Annotated in this window: 23 protein-coding genes, 1 tRNA gene and 1 riboswitch; of the genes, 10 read left to right on the top strand and 14 right to left on the bottom strand. The window is 45.5% G+C overall.

Features of this window, described 5'->3' with window-relative positions; all coding sequences use genetic code 11:
* Window position 1: 1 nt before the first annotated feature.
* The 11 genes from AC0J20_RS21115 to AC0J20_RS21065 form a co-directional block, all read right to left on the bottom strand.
* Window positions 2–466 carry a nucleotidyl transferase AbiEii/AbiGii toxin family protein gene (locus tag AC0J20_RS21115; protein ID WP_473023262.1) on the bottom strand — a complete coding sequence of 155 codons (465 nt, stop codon included), beginning with the start codon at window positions 464–466 and terminating at the stop codon, window positions 2–4.
* A 2-nt stretch (window positions 467–468) separates the two neighbouring features.
* Complete coding sequence (locus tag AC0J20_RS21110; protein ID WP_473023261.1) at window positions 469–1,308, bottom strand: type IV toxin-antitoxin system AbiEi family antitoxin domain-containing protein; 840 nt, start codon at window positions 1,306–1,308, stop codon at window positions 469–471.
* Between the two features lie 255 nt (window positions 1,309–1,563).
* On the bottom strand, window positions 1,564–2,019 hold the full coding sequence (gene rimI / locus AC0J20_RS21105; protein ID WP_473023260.1) for a ribosomal protein S18-alanine N-acetyltransferase: 456 nt from the start codon (window positions 2,017–2,019) through the stop codon (window positions 1,564–1,566).
* A complete protein-coding gene (locus AC0J20_RS21100) occupies window positions 2,016–2,594 on the bottom strand; it encodes a hypothetical protein (protein ID WP_473023259.1) in 579 nt (192 codons plus the stop codon). The genes rimI and AC0J20_RS21100 overlap by 4 nt, the downstream gene beginning before the upstream one ends.
* 59 nt (window positions 2,595–2,653) lie before the next feature.
* Window positions 2,654–2,730, bottom strand: a tRNA-Trp gene (locus tag AC0J20_RS21095).
* A gap of 105 nt (window positions 2,731–2,835) precedes the next feature.
* Window positions 2,836–3,684: an HDOD domain-containing protein gene (locus tag AC0J20_RS21090; protein ID WP_473023258.1), complete on the bottom strand. Its 849-nt coding sequence runs from the start codon at window positions 3,682–3,684 to the stop codon at window positions 2,836–2,838.
* Between the two features lie 5 nt (window positions 3,685–3,689).
* On the bottom strand, window positions 3,690–4,472 hold the full coding sequence (locus tag AC0J20_RS21085) for a phosphotransferase (RefSeq protein ID WP_473023257.1): 783 nt from the start codon (window positions 4,470–4,472) through the stop codon (window positions 3,690–3,692).
* The gene (gene pnuC / locus AC0J20_RS21080; protein ID WP_473023256.1) at window positions 4,472–5,071 is read right to left on the bottom strand and encodes a nicotinamide riboside transporter PnuC; all 600 of its coding nucleotides are present in this window, start codon (window positions 5,069–5,071) and stop codon (window positions 4,472–4,474) included. The genes AC0J20_RS21085 and pnuC (AC0J20_RS21080) overlap by 1 nt, the downstream gene beginning before the upstream one ends.
* A 57-nt stretch (window positions 5,072–5,128) precedes the next feature.
* Complete coding sequence (pnuC, locus tag AC0J20_RS21075; protein WP_473023264.1) at window positions 5,129–5,719, bottom strand: nicotinamide riboside transporter PnuC; 591 nt, start codon at window positions 5,717–5,719, stop codon at window positions 5,129–5,131.
* A complete protein-coding gene (locus tag AC0J20_RS21070) occupies window positions 5,719–5,967 on the bottom strand; it encodes a YkoF family thiamine/hydroxymethylpyrimidine-binding protein (protein ID WP_473023255.1) in 249 nt (82 codons plus the stop codon). The genes pnuC (AC0J20_RS21075) and AC0J20_RS21070 overlap by 1 nt, the downstream gene beginning before the upstream one ends.
* Window positions 5,968–5,976: 9 nt before the next feature.
* Window positions 5,977–8,064: a TonB-dependent receptor gene (locus AC0J20_RS21065; RefSeq protein WP_473023254.1), complete on the bottom strand. Its 2,088-nt coding sequence runs from the start codon at window positions 8,062–8,064 to the stop codon at window positions 5,977–5,979.
* A 61-nt stretch (window positions 8,065–8,125) separates the two neighbouring features.
* Window positions 8,126–8,284: riboswitch (TPP riboswitch) on the bottom strand.
* Window positions 8,285–8,633: 349 nt separating this feature from the next.
* Here AC0J20_RS21065 and AC0J20_RS21060 point away from each other — a divergent pair.
* The 5 genes from AC0J20_RS21060 to AC0J20_RS21040 all read left to right on the top strand — a co-directional run bounded on the left by AC0J20_RS21060 (window position 8,634) and on the right by AC0J20_RS21040 (window position 14,959).
* On the top strand, window positions 8,634–9,284 hold the full coding sequence (locus AC0J20_RS21060; RefSeq protein WP_229527996.1) for a hypothetical protein: 651 nt from the start codon (window positions 8,634–8,636) through the stop codon (window positions 9,282–9,284).
* Window positions 9,285–9,451: 167 nt separating this feature from the next.
* Window positions 9,452–12,451 carry a hypothetical protein gene (locus AC0J20_RS21055; RefSeq protein ID WP_473023253.1) on the top strand — a complete coding sequence of 1,000 codons (3,000 nt, stop codon included), beginning with the start codon at window positions 9,452–9,454 and terminating at the stop codon, window positions 12,449–12,451.
* A 127-nt stretch (window positions 12,452–12,578) separates the two neighbouring features.
* Window positions 12,579–13,046, top strand: coding sequence for a DUF4402 domain-containing protein (locus AC0J20_RS21050; RefSeq protein WP_229527998.1), 468 nt, complete (start codon window positions 12,579–12,581; stop codon window positions 13,044–13,046).
* Between the two features lie 14 nt (window positions 13,047–13,060).
* On the top strand, window positions 13,061–13,900 hold the full coding sequence (locus AC0J20_RS21045; protein WP_473023252.1) for a fimbrial biogenesis chaperone: 840 nt from the start codon (window positions 13,061–13,063) through the stop codon (window positions 13,898–13,900).
* Window positions 13,901–14,029: 129 nt separating this feature from the next.
* Entirely contained in the window at window positions 14,030–14,959 is a 930-nt protein-coding gene (locus tag AC0J20_RS21040; RefSeq protein WP_473023251.1) for an SPOR domain-containing protein, read from the top strand.
* Window positions 14,960–15,194: 235 nt separating this feature from the next.
* Here the strand turns inward: AC0J20_RS21040 and AC0J20_RS21035 are convergent, their stop codons facing one another.
* Window positions 15,195–15,608, bottom strand: a complete 414-nt coding sequence (locus tag AC0J20_RS21035) for an acyl-CoA thioesterase (RefSeq protein ID WP_229528001.1) — start codon at window positions 15,606–15,608, stop codon at window positions 15,195–15,197.
* A gap of 62 nt (window positions 15,609–15,670) precedes the next feature.
* Between AC0J20_RS21035 and AC0J20_RS21030 the strand changes: the two genes are divergently transcribed.
* The gene (locus tag AC0J20_RS21030; protein WP_473023250.1) at window positions 15,671–17,815 is read left to right on the top strand and encodes a GNAT family N-acetyltransferase; all 2,145 of its coding nucleotides are present in this window, start codon (window positions 15,671–15,673) and stop codon (window positions 17,813–17,815) included.
* A gap of 4 nt (window positions 17,816–17,819) precedes the next feature.
* Here the strand turns inward: AC0J20_RS21030 and AC0J20_RS21025 are convergent, their stop codons facing one another.
* Entirely contained in the window at window positions 17,820–18,377 is a 558-nt protein-coding gene (locus AC0J20_RS21025) for a GNAT family N-acetyltransferase (RefSeq protein ID WP_229528003.1), read from the bottom strand.
* Between the two features lie 291 nt (window positions 18,378–18,668).
* Here AC0J20_RS21025 and AC0J20_RS21020 point away from each other — a divergent pair, with 291 nt between their 5' ends.
* On the top strand, window positions 18,669–20,867 hold the full coding sequence (locus AC0J20_RS21020) for an FtsZ/tubulin family protein (RefSeq protein ID WP_473023249.1): 2,199 nt from the start codon (window positions 18,669–18,671) through the stop codon (window positions 20,865–20,867).
* A gap of 14 nt (window positions 20,868–20,881) precedes the next feature.
* On the opposite strand, the gene AC0J20_RS21015 is transcribed toward AC0J20_RS21020, so the two are convergent.
* Window positions 20,882–21,250, bottom strand: a complete 369-nt coding sequence (locus AC0J20_RS21015; RefSeq protein WP_473023248.1) for a TlpA family protein disulfide reductase — start codon at window positions 21,248–21,250, stop codon at window positions 20,882–20,884.
* A 163-nt stretch (window positions 21,251–21,413) separates the two neighbouring features.
* On the opposite strand from AC0J20_RS21015, the gene AC0J20_RS21010 reads away from it, so the two are divergent.
* The 3 genes from AC0J20_RS21010 (at window position 21,414) to AC0J20_RS21000 (ending at window position 23,485) form a co-directional block, all read left to right on the top strand.
* Window positions 21,414–22,205, top strand: a complete 792-nt coding sequence (locus AC0J20_RS21010) for a hypothetical protein (RefSeq protein WP_473023247.1) — start codon at window positions 21,414–21,416, stop codon at window positions 22,203–22,205.
* A 297-nt stretch (window positions 22,206–22,502) separates the two neighbouring features.
* A complete protein-coding gene (locus AC0J20_RS21005) occupies window positions 22,503–23,174 on the top strand; it encodes a substrate-binding periplasmic protein (protein ID WP_473023245.1) in 672 nt (223 codons plus the stop codon).
* Between the two features lie 104 nt (window positions 23,175–23,278).
* On the top strand, window positions 23,279–23,485 hold the full coding sequence (locus AC0J20_RS21000; RefSeq protein WP_229528008.1) for a hypothetical protein: 207 nt from the start codon (window positions 23,279–23,281) through the stop codon (window positions 23,483–23,485).
* Window positions 23,486–24,377 lie beyond the last annotated feature (892 nt).

Below are 24,377 nucleotides of genomic sequence, written 5' to 3'. Positions count from 1 at the left end.
TTCACTCAAACCTGTCATCCACCCCCTGTCTAACAATACGAAAAACTGAGGCGACAACTATCCTGACACAGGGGGTGGCGCACACTTCCATAAGCTTTGGTTCATAAACCGTGCCGCGGAGTACAGGTGATAACTCCACCTTAATCTGTACACCGTTTCGGACAACTAGCAGCCTCAGCGAATCGGTTTTTAACTTATATGTTTCGGTCAGCTCAATGTCTCTAAATGCTGTTTTTAAATCAGTGCTGATTGCGTCAAGTGCATCACAGATTTCCTGCAAGGATTCATCACGACCTTTCACAGGGAGATACACCAAATCAATATCAACTGACAAGCGCGGCAACTCTCTGACAAAGAGATTGATGGCCGTTCCACCTTTAAGCGCAAAACATGTCTGTTTGGCGACAAACGGTAAAACCTGCAGCAAAAGCTGTACTTGTTTGTAATAAATACTGTTTCTATCCATCCTTACCCTTCATTCACCGATGCCATGTGCGACGGCACGGTTATCAGATACTCGGTATCTAACTTTCCCCCTTTAGCAACAACACGCTTTCCTGATCCTAAATCGTAATCCTCTAAACGCAATTTGCTAAACCAAGGGTAAGCCTGGCGCCTCGCAAGCCAGAAGAACAAACGCTTAGCCTTTACGCTTTTACAAGCTGTTAAAAGACTATCAAGCTTTCTGGGTGACAAATTCACCAGGCCTTGCATGAGTTCATCAGCGTGCTCAAATGACACGCTTTCCGGCAGTTCCATTAATACTTCCAGTATGGCTTTCTCCGGACATGAAAAATACACAGGCGGCAATTCCCCTTCCCACAGATACTCTTTTATGAAAGTTTTATCTCTGGCCAGGCTTTCATGCCATAGTTTACTTGTGCTATGCCCCTTGAACTTGACGGGCAAGGATAGTCGTGCCAGCCATGTTGGCAACTTTCCGGTTGCATATAGGTGGATGTGTGGCGTGTTACCCAATGATAAATATTGTGACAAACCAGATAAAGAGAGTGCAGACAGCCCACCGACCACCACAGGCGGTAGTTGTTCACCCTGTCTCCTCTCTATACGTTGCATTGAAGCAACTACGCCCTCCCAACTCACCGAGCGGGAATACTGACTGTAAACACCTGTTGCCAATAGTAATAACGTGTCAGTCTTAACCGCATTATCCAGGGCATGAGCACTTAAACCCTGCTCTGCCAGCCACTTCCTGGTAGCCAACATGCCATAGGGTAAAAGAGCCTTAAGCGACTGTTTATAAGCTCCTTTTGCAACACCTCCCTGTGAAATAGTTTCTTTATTCAAGCGCAATAACCTTTTCAAAGTTTACAATCCACCAATTTAACGGCGGAAATCGCCGTTAAATAAAACTCAAATAAACTAGCACATTAAGAGCAGGTTTGCTAAAACTAATTTTCACGGCGCCTACCGCCGCAAATAAGAGAATTGTTAAACCAATATAATTTGAACTTTTGAGCTTTGATTGACGAGACCACTGGCGAAGGAAGCGAAACATGAACGATTTTGCCCTAAAAAGCCAGTTAACCGGGGGATAAAGGGCTATTTTCCCAGTTCAATTTTCATGATTAAGGCGTCTTCTTTTCCGTCCGCCAGAGGATAGTAGTTTTTGCGGGTTTCGATTGTTTCAAACCCCATGTCCTGATAGAGCGCAATGGCTGGCTTATTGGACACCCGCACTTCCAGCCAGGCATCGAGGGCCTGCCTTTTATTGCACTCTAACAGAAAGTGTTTTACCAGCTCTCGACCAAGCCCCTGTCCGCGACTCGTCTGTGCCACTCCGATATCCATCAAAGTAGCTTCAACTGCGGCTAACAAGCCAACATAATAGCCCTGAACCACGTCACTCTCATCCACCAGCTGCCAGGCAAAATAAGGTGGAGTCAGACAGTCAACGAACACGGCTTGTGACCAGGGAAAGGCATGACAGGCAGTTTGCAACTTAAAGGCTGCATTGTAGTTTTCCGGATGAATTTCCTGAAACTCAGTTTGGTTCACGATGGGCTTTTTTGAGCTTGTAACAAGTGTTGCCACAATTGCTTTTTCGATTTTGAAGATTTCAGGGCCTGTTCTGAAAACACCTGTTCGGCGGCTTTTGCTAATTCCGCATTGTCGGAAATCACGCCGCTATACTGCACCGGTTTATCATAAGCCCGGGTAACATAAGGTATTTGCAATGCGTTAAGAGCCAGTTCGATATCCGATTGTAGGGGCTTTGCCGCACATTGCACCAGCCACTTATCCAACTTTTCAGGCTCTGGTGACGCTTCGGGTTGTGCCTGCCTTTCCGGTACTGCACGCTCTTTTTTGATGGGTTGTTCTTTCGATAAATCCCCCGACAAGCGTTTCAGTACATCTGAGGCACTTTCTTTCGCGGTTGTTACCGGCGCGGTACCCTCAGATACATCGCTTTTAGACTGCGAGGTTTCGATGCTAACGATAGCGAAAGACTCAGCCACTTCAGCACTGAGTGCACCGGGATCGGATAAGCGCCAGCCACCGATACCCAATTCATTCAGTGTGTATCTTTGAAGTTCGGTATGCGATTTCGAGGATTCTTTGGCCTGGCTCATGCTGGCTGCTCTGCAGTGCTAAAAAGGGTGTTGTACCCCATTTTGAGTCGAAAGAAAAGTGGCAGGGGTGGAGGGACTCGAACCCCCAACCATCGGTTTTGGAGACCGCTGTTCTACCAATTGGAACTACACCCCTGTCGTGGTTAAGACGATGAAAGTGTCCTAACACTGGACGCGGCATTATACTGAGAGTTTTTCAAAGGTAAAGGCTTTTATCGCGCAACATGAACCGTTCGCTGACTTATTGTTCAGACATCTTGTCTAACAGTTGTTCTCTCAGGGTTTCAATGTCAGCATCGGTCAGATCAAAGCGTTCAATAATTGCATCTTCCACTTCTCCCCATTCACTGTCTGAGGTGGAATCTGTTTTTTCCACATGCACACCATGTCGAGCCAATTTCAAAATGCTCATTAAATCCAGTCCGGTGGCTGATAATTCACCCGACGAATAAAGGCCTTCAACATCCTGCTGATAATAAATGGTCTCTACCATCACTGCCGGTAACTTCCACTTCTGCGCTAATACCGCGCTCATGGTGGGATGAGAAGTGCCATAGCGATTGCGCTCTTCATCTGCGACCGCGAGCCAACCTTGTGACTCAGACATTGCCAACACCTCTGAATAATCAGCAAATTCCATCATCATCACCGGAATACCGGCATTGTGAAACAGCCCCAGCATATAGGCATGATCTTTTAAAGCCGTTTTGTCCAATAAATCCGCGGCAATGGAGGCCGCATTAGCAATTTTTGATGCGGTATCCCAGAAGGCGGCCAGTTGCTCCGTTTCACCCACGGCAGTTTTTAACGCAACAGACTTAACCAGCGGCATTAGTCGTTTTAAGCCCAGCGTCATTACCGCTTGCTGAATAGACTGAATTTCGCGACTGCGGCGAAAAACCGGTGAGTTTACCACCTGAAGCACTGCGGCAGAGATACCTACATCGGCCGTGATCACGGCGGCAATTTTGCTGACATCAGGTTCCGCTTTTTTACTCTCTTCACCAATCTTGATCAGCGTTTCTGGCCTTGGTGGAATTGCCACTTTTTGTAAAATGGCTTTTTCCTGAGCTGTAATCGAAATTCCCATAAACCTTACTTCTTCACAGATTTATTGATGTGATTGTAGGCGTTATGCCATAACTCAGCGGTAAAATCTACAACCGTCAGCATTTGATGGGTTCTGACCTCTGTTTCCTGCAACTGCAATCCTGCCAGTTGCGCATAGTGCCGTAAAAACACCTCCTGCTGCTGAACAGTAAACGCGTTTACCTGGATACAAGCCGCCAGATCAAAATAGCGGTTGCCTAGCGCCGCATATTCCCAATCCAGCAACGTCATGCCCCGGGAATTCAAAATGATATGGGAACGATGCAGATCGTTATGACAAAAAATTCGCTCATTGTGCCGTTCAAATAGCGCCAGCAACCTGTCAATCTTTGGCCCGTAACGGGATTGAGCCAATTGACCAAGTTCAATATAGCGGTGCCATTCCGCTTGTATATCGAGATGATCAGCTTGTACTTTCAGGCTGTGAACCCGCGCCATGGATTCAGCGATGTTAATGATGTCAACGGAACCAGAGACAGATTCAACTGCCGCCTCGTTGGCCCACTCCTCCAGCCAAAAGGTTTCGCAACCGGATAAAGCCACCGGCCTGGGTGCTAATGCCTTTGCGGCAACCTGACGTTGTATATGAAACTGTTTTGGTCTGGAAACCACCTGCAGTTGGTTGGTTTGAAACACTTTCAAAAAATAAGTTTGTTGGGCGTCAACCCGATAATGCAGATTGGTTCCCTGCGATTCATAGGGGGATATTTGAAAGTGACGGGTATCAAGAACAGATTCCAGGAAGGTAGTGATTGAAAATTCTGACATTAGTTCGTCACTGTCATCTCATCTTGTCGGCGAAACGAGCGCCAATTGTAAAAGCCCCATACAGAAATAATGGCAACGCCCAGATACATAAAAGATGTCTGCCACAGGTTTTCATCGTAAAACAGTAAAAAGCTGGTGAAATTTATTAAGGCCCAGTACAACCAGCTGTCTATTTTGCGATAGATGGTCAGCACAGTTGCATAAAGACTAAAAGCAATAACTATTGCTTCAATGGTGGGTTTGCCACTTTCAAAATACGAGGGCAGCAACAAACTGATGGCCCAGGCGAACAACACAACAATCACGCCCGATAGCAACAATTTACGCCTGTCCGCATAAGTAAACACACTTATGCCATCGGGCTTTTTATCTTCCAGCCAGTTAGACCACCCCCACACAGACATCAACATAAACAAAATATTCAGCACCACCTGACCTGGCAGGTGAGCGCCAATAAAAATAAAGGTGTACAAAAATGAAGTCAAAAAGCCCGCAGCCCAGCACCAGATAAGGCCTTTGGCACTGAGCAACACATAGGTCAGAAAACAGCATATTGCCAATAATTCGGTGACAGGATGTGTGGCAATTTCAATCAGCATCAGAGTGTTCTTGTTGTTATCAAGGTAAGTGGCTTTTTCTCAGAATCCCTTTCCCCTTTAATTAACGGCCCTGTCTTCTAACCGCCAGTGTAGATAACCTTTTACGGAAAACACAACATAAATTAAAAATAATAGCGTGGTTAAGAACAGCTCCTGCTGAAAACACAACCAGGCAGTAAAGCTATTTATGAAAAACCAGTACAACCAATTTTCCAGTATTTTCTGGGTCAGCATATAGGTGACAAAAGCACTGTATACCGCTATGGCCACATCCAGGAACAGGATGGCTTCGGAACTGAGAAACTGTACTATCTGAAATAACAATACCGACACCCAGAACAAGCCTAACATGACTTCAATATTGCGGGTTAGGCCCCACCGTTGAACCTGATTAGGCTCGGTTTGATCCATCTTCCGCCAGGTCAACCAACCATAGACAGCCATTAGCAAGTACCAGGCATTGAGTACTGACTGAAAAAACAAACTGGTTTCCCAAAAAATCCAGGTGTAAAGCGCCGTGCTGGCCAACGCAAATGGCCAGCACCAGAGCTGTTGTCTGGCAGCAAAATGCACATATAACAACGAGCACAGCACCGCCACAACTTCCGCAAAAGACTGCGCTATTAGCTGTTGCCAAAGCAGCTCCATCACAATTCGAGATCACTGTTTAAAAATTTACAGACAAACACCGCCTTATTGGTTTCCTGAAAGGTGTGCAGTATTTCGGATTTCAACACGGCCATAACCGCATCAAATTCCCCTGTCATTTGTGTGCTCATGGCATTGGTTTTAACCATCACCTGTTGTGCCTGAGCCAGCCGCTCTACCGTGGCTTTGATGATTTCCAGATAACCATCGGCCAATGGGTACAAACTGACTTCCACTGAAATATTCATAACGCCTCCTTAAAAACGATAATCGACTGTGACGCCCAACTGACGCCCGTTGCCAAACTGCAGATAGGGTTCCGGGGTTTCGTAAAAGTCACGCGGATCATTACTGAAACCACCAAACCCTCTGACAAATACCTCTTTGTTGAAAATGTTTTTACCCCAAATGGACAAAGTCCAGTCTTGCCAGTCTCGGTTCAGATTGAAGTGCCACAGGGTATAATCACCGGATTCAACATCATGTCCATCTGAAAATCGGTAGCTGGCCTTTCCATCGGCTTCAACGGTGAAGCGCCAGGCATCGGCAAAATCCAGGTTAAATCCTATATTAAACATATAGCTGGGAGACTGAGCCTGATCTTGCTCTACAATCAACTCTCCTTTTGCATTGCTATATCCTTCAAAACTGGCGTCCAGCAACCCAATATTGGAGAAAATCTCAAAGTTATCCGTCAGGCGATAGTAGCTTTCCAGTTCAAGACCGAAGTTTTTGCCAATATCAGCATTCTTAATAATATCGACAAAACTCACGGCCCCGGTGTCATCATTGGGCATCACCAGAAAATCACTGACCTGGGTGTTTTTTCGATCCATGTAGAAAATCGAAAATCCGACATAGGCAGTGTCTTCAAAATACTGTTTAGCCCCGATCTCATAATTCCAGGTGTATTCACCTTCAAAATAAATGTTCTCGGGAGAAACGCGCGGATCAGCATTAAAGCCACCTAGTTTATAGCCGCGATTAACGCTCACATAGGATAACAAGTCTGATGACATTTGATAATCCAGCACCAATCGACCACCCACAAAGGTGTCGTCTTCGGTGTCTGCGAAATCACGGTTATCACTGTATTTCAGGCTGGCTTCTTCCAGTCTAAGGCCCAGAGTCAGGGTTACCTTATCGCTAAGCTGAGGGTAAATTTCACCATATACCGCCTTATTTTTCAGGGCATAATCACTGTTAAAGTCAGCATCGTAGGTATATTCTCTTAGCAGGGTTTCATCGGTGGACTTGAAATAGACACCCACCACCCAGTCGGCCTCAATACCCCCCATATTTAATGCCTCTGCAGACATTAGCCTCAGATCCAGGCTGTCGGTATCTCTTTCCCGGAAATAATAGTCAGTGGAGGAGTATTCCCAGGGATGAAAACCCACATACGTCCAGTCTTCATCATAGCCATAGTCCATATCTGAATCGCTACTGCCCAGAGTGGCTTCCAGGGTAACCGCATCCATCTGCCATCGTAGCTTAGTGCTCAATGCCAGTGTTTCCTGTCGGTCAAAACCTGGTTCATCCGAAATCGTGGTGCGTATATTGTCCAGCGAAAACGCATCATATCCATTATCTACATCGTAATAGTGCAACGCAAAATCGACCGTTATGTCGTCGGTGGGCAAATAGCGTACTTTCAGGCGTGAGGAAAATTCATCGATATTGTCGGTGTCGTCTCTGTCCAGATAATCGTTACGCACGTAACCATCGCTGACATACTGTTGCACCGCCGTACGGAACTGCCATTGCTCATTAATCGCGTTTCCATAAGCCGCAGCGAGGTTGTAGCTGTCTTTTTGCGCAACACTGACACTGGCTTTACCACTTTCAACCCCGTCAGGATCTACGGTTTTCAGTTTAACTACCCCCGCCATTGAGGATGAGCCAAACGCTGTACCTTGTGGTCCTTTCAGCACTTCGACTTGCTCCACGTCAAATAAGGTAGCAATGGCCATCGTGCCTGAGAAGTCCAGATCATCCACAAAAAAGCCAACAGAAGGATTGTAAGGTTCAGTAAATTGACTGCGTTCACCGATACCACGGATTTGCACGTAACGCGCTCTTCCGGCACCACTGTTAAAATTAACATTCGGTGCACTGTCCAGCATTTCACTTAAAAACTGGGCCTGGCGCTGTTCAATGTCTTTTGCGGATAAAATACTGGCACTGGCAGGCAGTTCATTTTCAGTTAAACCGCGAAAGTCAGAGGTAATAACAATATGTTCAATAGATTTAGATAAGAGGTCAGCGTCCTGTGCCCAGGCTGAAGGCCCTGTCGATGCGGCAACGGCTAAACTGACTAATGACGTTTTAAAAAATGTATTCACGGTAGGATCTCTTCCTGTTAAAACATGAAAAGATCCGGCATTTCGGCTATATGATGAGAAACAATATATGTTGTACCATCCCTACGCCGGTATTATCCGGATCAGGTCTGGGGTTTTGACAATATACCAGGTCCGGTGAATATTTGTTCGCTCAGCACAAATACCCACGGGAACTGGTATACAATCAATCTCAGCGCTTTTTGCACCCCCTGGCTGCACAAAAATGATCAGAATTTGTACTCTGCATCATGATTTGCAGGCGCATGTTAACACTGAATCAGTGGGATACCAGCCATTTTTTTATGAAGCTGATTTATGATGCTGACATCGTGGGCAATTTTCATACCCATTTTAACTAAAATCTCCTTATTTATTGAATTTTGCAGTCTTTTTTTGCTAAAAGATGAACTGTTAACCTAAAAATGGACTTTACAGCGTCGATACATAACTGAGCTATTAGGCGAAAAAGTCAGAAAATGCTGTTTTCGCCCAAGAGCTACACACCTCTCCGTGTACCTTATACATGTGAACAGGGAGAGTTCAAATCTGATGAAATCGAGGAAATATAGATGAAAATGTTGAGTACAAAAACAGCAATATCATGCATGGTGTTAGCTTCTTTGGTAGGAAGTGTGAATGCTCAGGAAACAGCAAACTCTACTGCTTCAGTAACCATTCAAAACTCATTTACTTTAGCAGAATCGCAAGCGCTTAGCTTCGGTACTATTACGGTACAGGGTGAACAGGATACTGATGCAACATTAGATGGTACCGTTCAGGCACAGGTGACTGTTTTTGCAAACGGCAGTACACCGACTTCAGGCTCTACGGGTACTACTGATACTGACGCCGGTGATAGAGATGCTTCAGCAACTATCATCACAGCGGGTCAGCCTGCTATCTTTGATATCTCTGGTGCAGCGGCCTTTACAACATTAACCATCTCTGTTCCAGCCGATGATTCAGTGACACTTTCAGCGCCTTCAGCACCACCTACAAACGGTACTTTCACCATTACTGGCGCGGATCTGTACGATAATGCAAATGGTACTGACATTGCTGTAGCTTCAGATGCTGGCTCCATAACCACCGATGCCAGCGGTGCAGCTCAGTTTGCATTTGGTGCAGTGCTAAACACTGAAGATGCAACGGGTGCCAATACCACTTCGTATATCGATGAAACGTATACCGGAAGTTATTCTATTACGGTTTCATACTAAGTGATTCGGGTGCGAGACCAGTTCTCGCACCGTATCCAGCCCGAATTCACTTGTGACCGACCAGAGCACGATTATGTAGAACAAGTATCGTACAGCTAAGGTCAACACGCTCCAATTATTAAAAATATAATTATCAATTAATTAGCGAGTCATTGAGTCACCTATTAATGCGCACCCTGATAATGTTCGGCTTAACATTTTGCATCACCAATGCAATTGCTTCAGAGCAGAAGCAAGAGTCCGGCTTCTATCAATCACAAAAATTCCGCACCCTGGTAAACAATATTCAGACTAAATATGACGCCATGGTTACTGTGCAGTTGAGGGATGACACAACCGGCAATGAACGGTTTGTCGAGGGAGAAGAACTCTTTGTCACGACGCAAATTGGTGATTACCTGTTTGGGGAAATGTTCGCTAAAAAGAATACTTCCAATGTCAGGTTTGCACTGAGCAGTTTTGTTGAAATATTAGACTTCCCGATTGAAATTCAGAACAAGCCTTTCAAAGCTGAAGGATGGTATGTCGCTGAAAACAATCACTTTGCCCTGTCCCGGGCGGACCAAGACGAGTTATGGGTCACCATCAATGAAGAAACGTACCTGGTTCCTGATGACGCCTACGAGTTAACCGAAGACGAAATTTACATTGACGCCGACACCCTTTCAGTGTGGTTTGAAATCAAGATGAGTTTTGATTTTATTGACCTGATGGTGGTTTTAGCGCCGAAACAACCCCTTCCCATTCAGCGCCGCCTGGAACGACAGAATCGCAATCTCAACAGGAACCAGCGAAGCCCTTTGCCTGTCTTACCACCCAAAGAAGATACCGGCTATACCGCAATATCGCCGCAAACATTGGATGCCTTAGTCAGTGTCAGTTATAACAACGACCAGCTCTCAACCTTGTACAGTCTGCAAGGTGGCCGTGACCTGGCCTATTTCCATTCTAACTTTTTTCTCTCCGGCACTGACAACGACCCTCTGACGGACGCCCGTTTGGTGTTTTCCAAAGAATCAAATCAAAAAGATCTGTTAGGTCCGTTGAATGCCGCCAGACTGGAAATCGGCGATATCACGGGCACCAGAGTGGGCGGCGCCACAACCGGCGCTCAATCCAGAGGGGTTGCTATCTCAAATGTGGCTTCAAACGCTTTAAATGACATAGATTTTACCAACCTGGTGGGTGACATTGCGCAAGACTGGGACGTTGAACTATATCGCAATGGTATTTTACTTGATCAACGTTTACGGGTGCAGACTGGCCGATACGAATTTAACGATGTGCCTTTGATTTATGGGGTCAATGATTTTGAGCTGGTGTTTTATGGTCCTCAGGGCCAGGTCAGAACGGAACAAACTCAATACATCATCGAAGGCAATCTGCTGGGTAGCAACGAAATTCAGTATGACCTGTCGCTGGAGGATGTCGGAAGTTCTTTTTTAAATGTCGGAAGCAATAAGAGTGACTCTACGATAAACCCCGGATATCGGTTGAGTGGAAAATACAGTTTTGGCCTGTCAGACTCCTTTTCTGCCCGAGTGGGCCACACCAATGTGTTCGGTGGCGACAGCGACTCTAATACTTATTCAGCAGGTGGCAGCCTGACTATCAATAATGATTTTTTACTCGGAAGTGATCTAACCTACAATGATGCAGGCACGGCCAATATCAATGTAAGTGCCCGCACCAATATTTATGATCAGTCTGCCAATCTCAACGTGCAATACAGCGAAACAGGCTTAGAAACTGACAATAAAGTCACCCAGTCAGATGTCCGCTTCACCGTTGCAGGCCCACTTTGGCAAGGCACAAGTCAACAATTGACCCATTCCACGCGCCTGAACTACCGCGACGAATTTGACGGAGATCAGCTTACCTCAATCAGTTCCAATCTGGCTTACAGGTTGCCGGGTTACTCTATCAATACCAACCTTGATTATGCCCAAGTTACGACTGCCGAAGAAAAGATTGATTCATTGCAGGGGGGCATCAGTGCTCAAACGAATTTTGGTGACGTATTTACCCGATTTTTGATCAATTATTCGCTACTGGATGATCCCAAACTGCTTTCTGCAGGCACGCAATTTAGCTGGAATCTGACCGACAATATCAAAAGCCGGTTAAACCTGGACTACGACTTTGACCAATCCATAAGCCGAGTTCGCTGGCAGGCCAGCCTCAATCGGGACAGTTACAGTCTGGCAACGAACCTGGCCTGGGATGATCTCAGTAAATTCTCCATGAGTGTACAAACGCGATTTAGTTTCGGCTACGCCGGTAATGGAACAGGTTACTTTTTATCCAGTAAACAGCTAAGCAGCCGGGGCTCACTGGTGGTCAGGGTTTTCCATGACGAAAATGCCAATGGCATATATGAGGAGGGAGAACCATTACTGGAAGGCGTATCCGTGAATGCCAAACAGATTTACGGTAAAGCCAGCACCAACGAAACCGGCGTTGCGGTGTTAGCCGCACTGTCAACAGCCCGCGCGACCGATATTCAGTTGGATGTATCCACCTTGCCGGACGCCTTCATGATCCCCGCGATCCCGGGTATTTCCATCACCCCAAGACCCGGCTTTGTTGATACTTTTGATTTTCCGGTGGTTTACGGCAGCGACATTGAGGGCATCGTCAGTATTTATGCCGACGACGACGAAGAAAGCGCCGCCTACGCCACCGTCGAGCTTTTAAATAGTGATGGCGATGTTATTAAACAAATAGACGCTGAATACGACGGATACTACTTATTTTCCGAGGTGCACCCGGGCGATTACACTGTGCGGGTATCCCCTACGTATGCTGAAGATAAGAACTTAGTTCAGTCAGAGGTGCAAACCGTGACCCTGGCTCATGAAGGCGACCTTGTCTCGGGTCTCGACTTTGGTTTGGCGCGAAAGCACTATGAGACCGGTTACACCATGAACCTTGGACGGTTTAATTCGCTCACCATGCTCAAGGTTTTCTGGCAACTGAGGAAAAAACGTCTCAAGTCATTCATTCAGGACTTAACCCCCTTTTACTGGCGTGACGATAAAACCAATGAATACCAACTCAATGTAGGCTTTTTTGAGCTGATTGATGAACCCGACAACTTGTGCAAATTGCTCACTACAGCGGATTTAAACTGCCAGCCTATTGACTTACAGGTATTGCAAAAGTGAACTCCATTTCAAACTCAGGTTGCATCAATAACACAAGGCTTTATATTGGAAATCCACTGTTAATGAATAATACAGGGGCGCACCGGTGCATCGTGATGCAACTTCGCAGACAAGGATATCAACAACCGTGAAAAACAATGTCATCAAACTTACTATTTTGGCCTTTGGATTTTTGAGTCTGGCAATCAGGGCTGATTTGAATTTATTACAGCCTTTAAATTTCGGTACTGTGGCCGTAGTCAACAATGCTACGACACAATCAATCACCATTGATGAATTGGGCAATTACAGTATTTCTTCAGGGTTAAGAACCTTAGAGCCCGGTGAGCCGGCCATATTTGAGGCCAGTGGGTTCCCCGGCAACCTGCAGTTATTCATCAGTTCATTAATCACGCAGGCGAATACCAACTCGGTGATTTATTCACCTGAACAATTTACGCTAACTCAGTTACACACTCAGTCATCAGTGATCACCGGTGGCGACGGTACCGCTGAAATTATTGTAGGCGGCACGATGGTGACATCGGGTTCAGGCACCCTCAACTTCGTTGACACCACCTACACCTCTGATTTACGCATTACAATTAATTATTAAACCCGGAAAACGTTATGAATCCAGTTAACTTGATTACAACCTTATTATTCATTGTTTCACTGTTAGCCTCCGGCTTTGTTTCTGCGAGTCTACTGATAACACCAACCCGCGTTGCCTTCGAAGAGCGGGACCGCAGCGCTAGGGTAACGATTTTAAACTCCAGTAATAAAGAGCAAAGCTACCGCCTTGAGTTGTTTGATCAAAAAGCTTCTGAAAGCGGCCCATACCTGCAACTTACCGAAGACGAGAAAAAGAACTTTCCGTCAGCACAGAGTTTTCTGCGCTTCTCTCCCAGACAGGTCACACTGAAACCAGGCGAACGTCAAACGGTTAAAGTCATTGCACGCCGAACCAAGGATTTGGCGGATGGCGAATATCGTTCTCACCTGCAATTCACGGCCCTGCCACCAAAAGAAGAAAATGAAAGCTCAAGCCAAATGCAAATCAAGCTCAACTTACTGCTTAGCTATAGTATTCCGATCATTTTACGTAAGGGCGCGAAAGATGTTCAGGTTGAGATCAATGAAGTCACGCTGCTAAGTCCCGGGGAGAGCCAAAACAACTGGCAGGCTTCTGTGAATCTTAGCAGAAGCGGATTACACAGCCCCACCGGTAGATTGCTGGCCTATCTGGTGAACGACAAAGGGGTACACAGACAGGTGGGCGTACTTAACGGTCTGAACATCTTCACAGAATTAGACAAACGACAGGCAAATATTATTTTGCCGGATTTTAAAGCATCCCGGCAAGATGCGCTGAAAATAGTATACGAAGGGCAACAAGAGTACGCCGATACGCAGTTTGCCACACGACAAATGCCAATTACCGATGTTGTTATCGTGGAATCTAAATGATCAAAAATACAAGCGTGACACATAAAATGTAAAACATGGTTCATTTATTGCTTAAACACTAAATAAAATTACAACAGCAAAAAATTGACTCATACCAATTCCAGGAACGTCAAGGGATGGTAAAAAAATATGTGCGCTAAAAAGGACAATCAAAACCGGACTAAAGGGTACTTAGCTGCCGTGGCCTCCGTGTGCCTGTATATAACAGGATGCTCCACTAATGGGGGTCCAAACTCGGATGCCATTAACTCCCAAATCAGCCTGCAAAGCCGCTCGGAAATCAACAAACACATTCAGGAATGGGAAGAACTCAAACCTGGTATTAAGCGTTTAGTGGCACTGGAATCAGATTTAAAGTTTCTGATTGCGGAACTTGCCAAAGCCAACGACATATCAGACACGCCGGTAAAACAACAAACGGAATCTGTTACTGCGGCGGCAATCAGTAAAGAACCAGAAGCACCCACCAGGGAAAAAGCCCCCGTTGCAGCGGCCAGCTTTTTCATTGATGAGCCGGTAGAGCAGGTAGCGACGCCGGTGAAAAAAGCGGAAGTGCCGCAACGCAAAGAATCTAAGCCGGTCAGCTCACCTTTTAGCGAAGATCAAACTGACTTAGCACAGACAGAACCCCAAAGTGAAATAACTGAAACAGCAACTCCGCCGCCCACAGTTTCGCGTCCCCAACCCAGCCGCGACTTTGTAGCCAAATCGCCTATTTTTAGTCAATCCGCACGACAGTCACCTTCGATTGGCGGACCAGACAGATGCACACCGCCAGGTAACAGAAAAGTAGAAGGTAATGTAGCGCTACATCTGGCCTCTTACAGTAAAAAAGGGAACTTACAGCAAGGATGGGATTCGCTATACAATAAGTTTAAAGACGTATTGTGTTTGAGAAGCGCACGTTCAGAGCTGGTCAACGTGCAGGGTAAAGACTATTACAGCTTGCGGGTTGGTCCTTATGCGTCACAGGATGAAGCCATTAAAGATTGCAGAATTTTAACCAGCAAAGGTCAATATTGTGCCTTGTCGCAATTTTCAGGTACCCGTATTAACTAGCGCCTGGCGCTCTTAGTTTTTGCACTTTGATGTAGCTCTTTGATGTAACTCTTTGATGTAACTCTTTGATGTAGCTCTTTGATGTAGCCGATTACTGTCGACATTTGCCGGTACTCACACTGACTGGCTATCTGTGCCCTGAACGCGCAACCGCCCCCAACTTAGCCTAACTGGTGGACGGCAGACGAGAAAAAAACACTGATAGCGATAGCAGGATGTATTATCTGGTTTATCCTCAGGACAGATTTAACCTGCCCATTTCTTGTGCTGTGGCTTCTTCCAAATCTTCTAAAGTACGCCCATGAGGTGTGGGCAGCCTTGTTTCCGGGTCCACCATAACAAACACAATATCATCTGCGATACATATGGTCTTTTTAGTTGCTTTGTTGCGCACCAGGCATGTTACCGTCAGTGAGGTTCTGCCCACTTTTTTGGTAGCGAGTCCAAACTCGACTACGTCCCCTACGGCAGCAGATGATTCGAAGCTGATGGCTCCCATATGTTTAGTCACCAGAAACTTAGTATCCAACTGACACATGGCGTAAATCGCCGCTTCTTCGTCAATCCATTCCAATGCTCTGCCACCAAAAAGAAAGTTAGCAAAGTTCAGATCATTGGGCATTACCAGGCGGCGTGAAAAAAATCTCATTCGTATTCCTACACTGAATTCAATACACTAGCTATTATTATACTTAATTTCCCGATTTTTACATGGACAAAACGCTCAAAGACCTGATAAATAGTCGCTTTCAAGCTGTTCATCACCGGCAGTTAATGGTGATTTCAGGTGATGAACGATGGTGCCTGCAGGAAACGGACAAAATACGCACCCACCTCACTGAAACACTGTCATCTGAACTAAAAATAATAACCTGTGGTGTTCAGTCATCCATGCCGTGGGCTGACCAACAAACCACTAATCAGCAATTTCGGCAGTACCTTGGACAGGAATTCGACTGGCTGATATACAACGCCTGGCAAGGTACACGTGCCAACGCCTTAGCAGCCCTGTCTGGCACGTTAAAGCAGAATGGTCTGATGGTGCTCCTGTGTCCGGATTTCAAATTCTGGCCTGAATATAATGACCCCTACCTGAAACACCGAATTTCTTACGCGCAAGTGGCAAACATGCATACCAGCCAGTTTATCCATCATCTGATTAACCAGATTCGTTGCACTGCAGATACCATTGTCCGGACACCTGATAGTTTGCAGGGCAGCAACGCCGTACTTGACCAGGCCCAAATCAACCTTGAAGACAAAGCCCGGCAACAGCGGCAAGTTATAGCAGGCGTCAAAAAAGTGGTTACGGGTCACAGAAAGCGTCCATTGGTGGTAACGGCCGATCGCGGGCGCGGCAAAACAGCGGCACTGGGTATGGCCGCGGCAGAACTCATCGAAGAACGACAGTGCCGGGTATTGATAACCGCACCACAAAAAAGTGCGGTAGAAACGTTGTTTAAACACGCCCGACAACACAACGAAGCTGTATTGCCGCAATTGCAATTTGTGGCCGTCGACGACTTGATATTGAATAACCATGACACTGATCTGGTGATCGTTGACGAAGCTGCGGCCATTCCGGTGGAGCTGCTTAAAAAACTAACACACCGTTATCCCAGAATCGTGTTTAGCACCACAATTCACGGTTATGAAGGCAGTGGCCGGGGGTTTGAAATCAGATTTTCCCCCTGGCTTAAACAACACCGTCCCGGCAGCAACTTTACCCAATTGACGTCCCCTTTTCGCTGGCAAAACGATGATTGTCTGGAAAAGTTCTGGTGGCAAACACTACAGCTAAAAGCCTTGCCGATAAAAGCAATGCCTTCGCTTACTGATCCCACAGATATTCAGGTTCGTTTCTACAGCGGTGAAGCCCTGATAAAACAACCGGAACTACTCAATTGTGTATTTTCATTGCTGGTTGAAGCCCACTATCAGACCACCCCGGATGATTTCATGACATTGCTTGATGCACCGGAGCAACGGGTGATTCTGGCTTTTGCAGGCAGCGCCAGGGCCGAAAATTTACTGGGTGCTTTATGTGGCAATCTCGAAGGCAAGCTCACAGAAAAAGCACTTCAGCAGGGTGTAATCAAAGGTCAACGCCGGGTTCAGGGTCACATGCTGGCGCAACAGTTGGCGTTGGGATTAGGCCAGAGCCAGTACCTTAACTTTCAATATTTTCGGATTATACGAATTGCAGTAAATCCCCTGCATCGTCGCTGTGGTGTAGGAAAAGCCATGCTCAATGAATTGGCCAGATGGGCCTCGGACCAACAGATTGATTACCTGGGTAGTTCATTTGGTGCATCGGATCCCTTATTACTATTTTGGCAAAAGAATCACTTTTATCCTGTACTCACCGGATTTCACAGAGATAAAGCCACTGCCGAATTCAATCTGACTGTCCTGAAGGCGATCAGAAGCAGCGATAATGGTTCGAAGCTGCGTCAGGCGCAACAGAATAACCTGGATCAGTTGTTGAGGTTTCACGCCCGCCAGTGTTTTCAATCCCTTGATAACGCCTTGTTAATTCGCTTGTTGCAAGCCTGCCCTCCTGACCAGAGCAGGTTAACCTTAAACGGTGAAACACTGGCGTTATGCCGTTTGTTTTGTGACGGGAATCGCAGCCTGGAACTCTCCACACCGCATTTAGTCAGGCTATTGAATGCGCTGATTTCGCGACAGATTGCATTTAATGCCCATATCTCTTTACTGACTGACCTGTTGCTAAAACAGTTGCCACATAAAACACTGCTGACAGAACATCAACTAAGTGGCAAAAATGCGCTCCACAAAGCGCTGAAGGCCAGTGTTGCCTGGGGGATTGAGGTGCTTGAAAGCGCGAGTTAAGCCATTAACAGTAATCTCTGCGCAGCAAACTGTACAGATTCATGTCGTGAAAAGCCCCGTTCCAGAAGCACTTTTCCCGCATCACCCCTTCAAACTGAAACCCCGCTTTTTCAGACACGGCAATTGAAGGTATGTTACTGGGTAAAATCAGTGACTCTATGCGGTTCACCTTAATCGGAAAATGCGGGCTAAACGCATAATCGAGGATCGTTTTCACTGACTCACTGGCATAGCCTTTACCCCAGTATTTAGGCGAGAGATCATACCCCAGAATGACACTGGCATCGTATTGATTCCAGCTGTTAAATCCGCAACTGCCAATTAAATGGGTAGATCCTTTTTCCCGCACAGCCCAACGTATTCCGGTATTGGTTTCAAAGCGGGATTTAAAATAGTTGATGAGGTGATCGGCTTCTTTTATGTCGTTAAATCGCTCAACATCATAATGTGCAGTTACTTTTGGATCAGAGAATATTTCAAATACGGACTTTCGGTCAGTTTTCTTTAATTCATTTAACAGCAATCTGTCACTGGTGAGGATAGGAAATGGCTTGGCACTCATAACATGTCTTATTGTATGGCTTAGTCACCTGTAACCATAGCGCGATAAAGGGTTGCAAACAATCATTGCTAAGGACTGATTTGACAAACCGGAGTTACGGACGGTAAATTTACCACCCAAAACAGACTGAGTTCCCACCTACAAATTTCATTTGTAAAGGAATTGTTAAGTGATATATTGCATTGCTTATTGAGCAATAAATACACTATAGTGGTACCTTCTGTAGTGGTTCGACATAGCAGGGGGGCAATTATGCGCACCAAAAAACCAATTATAAGAAATAAACAGACCATGGTAGATAACGAAGATCAGTATAGTTCTGAGCAAGAATACGATGTAATTGTTAAAACGCCCGCTACAACCTCAAAGCAACGAGAAACAACGACGCTTCCCTCTCAGTTCAATTACTACACTGAAAAAGACATTTCTAAAATTCTGTCAAACCTCGATTCACTGCGTAACAATGTTTACCCGCCGGCGGAAAATGACAGTGAGTCTGAAACAAAGTTGCAAAGCTTCCCGTCGGTATGCCTGATAGGATTAGGGCGATGTGGCTCTAACATTGCACTCGAAGTAGCCTCGCTGGTACACAATGCCCGCAACTTTTATATGAACGAGTTCAATGTAGAGCTTAAAAAAGCCAAAGAGTCGGACAATAAACCGGTTAAATGGTTACAGAAGAACTTAAAGCTCAACTCCAAAAACTCAGCCCAACCTGTGTTTTTAATTGAACCCCTGGTTATGTTAGGTGATTTGGACAAAGATATTGATGGCCGAATCCGATTTTCTTCCAAGGGAGCAGAAAGTAACTTTCTGGACGAGTATCGCAAACTAAAAATTATGGACCTCTCGGAGGTTCATGCCGGTGGTGCCGGTAACGCCCCCATTTTAGGCCAATATCTGGCTAAGATTATTCTTAACAAAGACACACAGCATTTTTCCAACAATGACTGGAAGTTTATTCATTCTTATTTGATTGATTCCTGCGGGATCAAGGCAAACCAGTCGCGCTTGTATTTCTATATTTTTAGTGCCGGCGGTGGCACGGGCTCTGGCATGGCATCGGAGTTTGGCCTTGCTCAGCAATATTCCTATATGAGCAAAACCTTTGATGTTAAACCGGAGCGAGATCTCGCCAGTCAAAATCAATCGTTTGTATTTGAGCCAATTTTCACCAGTGGTATTTGTATTCTGCCCAACATCACAGATAAAAGCATGCAAATGTCTGAAGCGCTGCATATCAATGCCGGGCGCTTATTGTGTAAATACCTCTCCGAAGAGTGGGACTTTTCCTATAATCTGGATGTTGACGATGGCCATACTGCGGAAGTGATGAATCGCATTCGCCCCTGGAATGCCATGATGCTGATTTCCAACGATATCATGCGTTACGCCGAAGAAAATGACAATGGTGGCACCATTAATGAAATCGACGTTAATGCCATGGAAAAGCATGCCAATCAATATATCAGCCAACAAATTTTCAACATTCTGACCGCTCAGGCTGTTACCACGGATTACGATGAAAACTATTTCCATCGCGCCGGTATTGATATCGGTGAGACCATTCGTCTGGATGCCAATGATCTGTTCATGAGCCTCGCCGGCCCTGTAGCTATCGCCTACGCAGAATCAGTTGTCGCCAGTGAAGACAGTGATGGCAAGCGACTGGACATTGATGACTTGTTTTATCGTTCCATCGACCTGCCCCATTACAACAAGCAAACTCAGGCCATTGAAGGTATCAGCTTGTTGCCGATCGAATCAGGTCGATATAAAAAAGTCCTGGCGGACTATAAAAATGGCAATTTTAATCCTGAGCAGATTAGAAAATTACACTTTTATCAAAACTGTTCATCTGTGGTGTCGATTGTCTCGTTACCCAAAGACTTTAAATTGTCTTACATGGACTTGAACAAACTTAAAGTGCACCTGAACTCTCTGTTCCCCAATACAACGTTAAAACGCTACGCTCTGGTTATCGGAGCCTCTGCGAATCTGTCGTTAACTACCTTGATCGCCAAGAGCCCCTGTTTAAGTGACGACTTCTTAACTCTGATAGTCGCTTACATTAAACGCTGTTTCGCCAAAGACAATTACCGCTATGACGAAACCATCGATAAAGCCATCGTGGAGTTTATTCGCGCAGAGCATTTCGATGAACAACTGCTGATGGATATGCTGGTAGAAAATGAAAACCCGGCGAAGATTCTGGATACAAACTGGTATGCCATCAAGCCCATGTACGAGAAAAAATACAAGGAGCTTATCCGGGAGCAAAACAAGTTTACCTCCATTAATGACATTCGGCTGACTGCTGACAATGTCAAAAAAGCCATTATGTACCTAAGAGAGATCTATCGACACAGGATCAGCAAAACCCGTATTATTTCTCTTAACGAAGAATTTGAAGAAAGTTACAGCGCGCCTACCAAGCGCAGCAGGCAAGAATCATTCTTTGATGAGCCCGATGTATCAGGTAACGATTAAGACTAAGCCCGCAACTATGCGGGCTTTTTTCTGATCTCCTGAAAACGGACCACCAGATGTTGCAACCCAACGGCCGTTGTCACCTCGACATTATCCGAATCAATAGCCTGACCCTCTTCAAACAAAACCGTGCGAGGGTATCCATGTCCCCCGAGGTCGGTAACCAGTTGCTGATGCGCATCAGACAAAAACTGTCCTTTGTGTTCCTGTACAACCAGGTTATATAAATCTAAACCATTCTCCTGCAACAAGCGCGCGAACAAAGGCAAGTTTTCCACCTGCCTTACAGTGCAATCGGGGCACCAGTTAGCAACAATATTCAACACAAAAGACCTTTCATCTTTTATTAGCTGTTGCAGTTGTTCAATGGTTATATTACTCACATTACACCTTAAAACTTGCTGATTTTCTGCGACCATTATGAGCCACACCAGCCTGGAAAACCACAACCGCTTTCCCTGAATCCAGGCGTTATATTTAATTCAACACTATTTCAGCAACTTTTAATGTTATAGTTCATCGGTTAAATAATTATAAGAAACGACAATGACAATACTTAAAACCCTGACCCCAATAGTATTTTCTGTTGGACTGTTAACCGCATGTGGCGGTGGTAGTAATAACGAAACAAACAATTCAGGCCCTGATAACAGTGGTCAGCCTCCACCCACCGATTATCAAATTACGGTTTTGATGATAGGGAATAGTCACACCAGCACAGGTAACCTGCCGCAATTGTTGCAAAACACCCTTCAAAGCTACGCGCCCGATGGCAATATATTGGTTGAAAGAGCGGTTAAATCTATGTTCCTGTCAGAGCACCTGGAAGACGATACCACTATGGCTCACTTTGATGAAAGAGACTGGGATTATGTGGTATTGCAGGCACAGAAATATTCGATTAGTCGGACGATAGAATACCCAACTGATGCAGCTCAAACGTTCATTGACAAGACAAAAGCCAAAGGCGGGATCCCTATTTTGTATCCTGAATGGGGTCAACGTAATTTAGCCGGAGAAGCAGAGTACATTTATGGCATTCATCATGGCATAGCTATTGTTGCTCCCACCTGTATTGCGCCTGTCGGATTCGCCTGGGACAACGCACTTAGGATACAGCCATCCTTGTCCTTGCACGCCAGTGACGGCAACCACGCCAATAGCACCGGCGCATATTTAACCTCACTGGTATTGTTTGAGACCATCACAACTCATCCTGCGGATTTACTCGGGGTATTGAATCATTCTTCGGTTAATGCTGATACTCAGTTGTTTTTACAACAAATGGCAACTCAAGCAATTGTAGACTACCCCCCATGTGAATCCTTAGCAGACTAAAGCGTAATTAATAATACGACCAGCGACAAAGGCAGAAAAGACACATTGTGACGTTACCCTTGCTTTCTATTTAGCTTTTGTCGCTTTTATGTCAACGGAATTCACCCTATCTAGAAGAATCCTCACTGTCATCTATACTTAATTTCAGGGTGTATTGACCTATTAAGTGTTATGCCGAACCGGGCAAGTATGCAGTTCTCTTCATTTATAAACAAAGCTAGATTGCTGTTGTTTCTCTGCTGCTGTGTTTTTTTAAACAGCGGTAAGTCTGAGACTAGCTCAGCCGAGATCTTATGGATGACCGAAGAATATCCGCCCTATAATTACCACAACAGTAGCGGAGAGTTAACCGGGCTAAGTGTCGAATTGCTGATTGCTATCTTAGCCAATATGGGCTCACCTATCTCTAAAAAGGAAATACTGGTCATCCCCTGGGCCAGAGCCTACAAAGACACGTTACACAATCCTCACGCCGCGATTTTTACCATGACAAAATCAAACTACAGAGAACCATTGTTTCAATTCTCCAGCCCGATACTAACCTCTAAAATATCGGTCATTACCCTTAAAACAGCGACCAGGCTGAATTCTGTGGCACAGATGAACACATTGAACGTCGGTGTGGTCCGCAATGATATCGGTGAGCAACTCCTGGTAAAACATGGTTTAAACAACACGACAACAGTGAAATTACCCACCTCATTAGAAGTGATTAAAATGCTTTTGTTAAAGCGTATAGACGTTGTTGCTATTGATGAAAATATCGCGAAATTCGAATTTAACAGGTTAGGGAAAAGCAAAAATGACTTAACGGTCCACTTCACCCTTGAAGAGTTAACCACCCATTATGCTTTTAACAAGAAAGTAGACACAAAATTTGTGCGTGACTTTTCTCAAAGCTTTGAACAATTGAAAACTGATGGTCAATTTACCGCTATCTTAGAAAACTACCGAATACTGACTGACTAAGAAAAACCCAGTTACAACTTCCGTGATTTTATCAATGACATTCCTGCGCATCCATTTTATTATTGTTTTACGATAATTTATTTCAATTACAGGTCTGAAAAATAATGAATAAGTTTTTAACTTTTGCTTTTGTTTTTCTGCTATTGAGCGGTTGCAGCAATCGCGCTATGTACGACAGCCTCCAATCGCACCAACATCAAAAGTGCATAGAAGACTCAACTGTGCACATCAAAGAATGCGAAGAGTTAAAAAAACAATCCTACGACGAATACAAACAACAAAGAGAGCAACAACTCACCAAAGACAATTAACTTTTCAAGACACTTTCGACCTACTTTATTCGTCTCATCCCTGAGACTCACCCCTTCGGGGCCGTGCTGAAGCACGTTCAAAATCATTCCCGATGATTTTGTCACATGGGGGTGAAGCCCGTCTCGGACGAAGCGAATACCTGGAGCTTTGTCAGGGCTGAACGACCCGGCAAGGATGCCGGGGCTGGGTGACGGTCATCAGGGATGTGTTTACGACGAACCTGCACAAACAACCATTACTTAGCCCGGCCGAACGACTGCACATGGGTGAAACCCGTTTAAAAATAGCGAATACCTGGAGCTATTTTAGGGTTGAACGCCAGACAAGTGGACGTCGAGCTGGAAGCCCCTACCATGGAAGGTTTAAACCTCATAGCTTAAACACAAACAAAAATAGATTACTTCAAGTTACTAAAACGCTGGCAGCCATCACAGGGACGATTGTTACTCGTACACTAATCAGAGTGCATGTGATGAAGTTAAGTTGATGGGTTAGGTTGCCCCTTGCAGATTAGCGCAGCTAATCGCTATTTAGGGAGAGGGCTATCCGGCTGTATTGAAACAGCAACTGTACTTTTCTGAATTCCAGATGCAAAAAAGGGCTACCCAATTGGATAGCCCTTTATCTAACCAGGAGCCTGGCGGTTCCCTGCATGGATGCAGGAGATTAGAGCAACGCAGGACGCAGTTGCCGAGTGCTACTCTCACATGGGGGTGAAGAGGGTGTTTACAGGAACGAAGTTCCGGCCCGATGAACGACCGGAGCTCTGCGACGGGCCGGGGGCCCCCTTCGGGAAGGTCGACCGCGAGATAGAGACACCAACCTTCGATTTGATGAAGGGTTGCCGCTGAATCGGATAAATGAACTAAATTGAATAAATCGCAGGCAATA

Source organism: Planctobacterium sp. R6, assembly GCF_055755215.1.
This window is presented reverse-complemented; position numbering and strand designations above follow the sequence as displayed.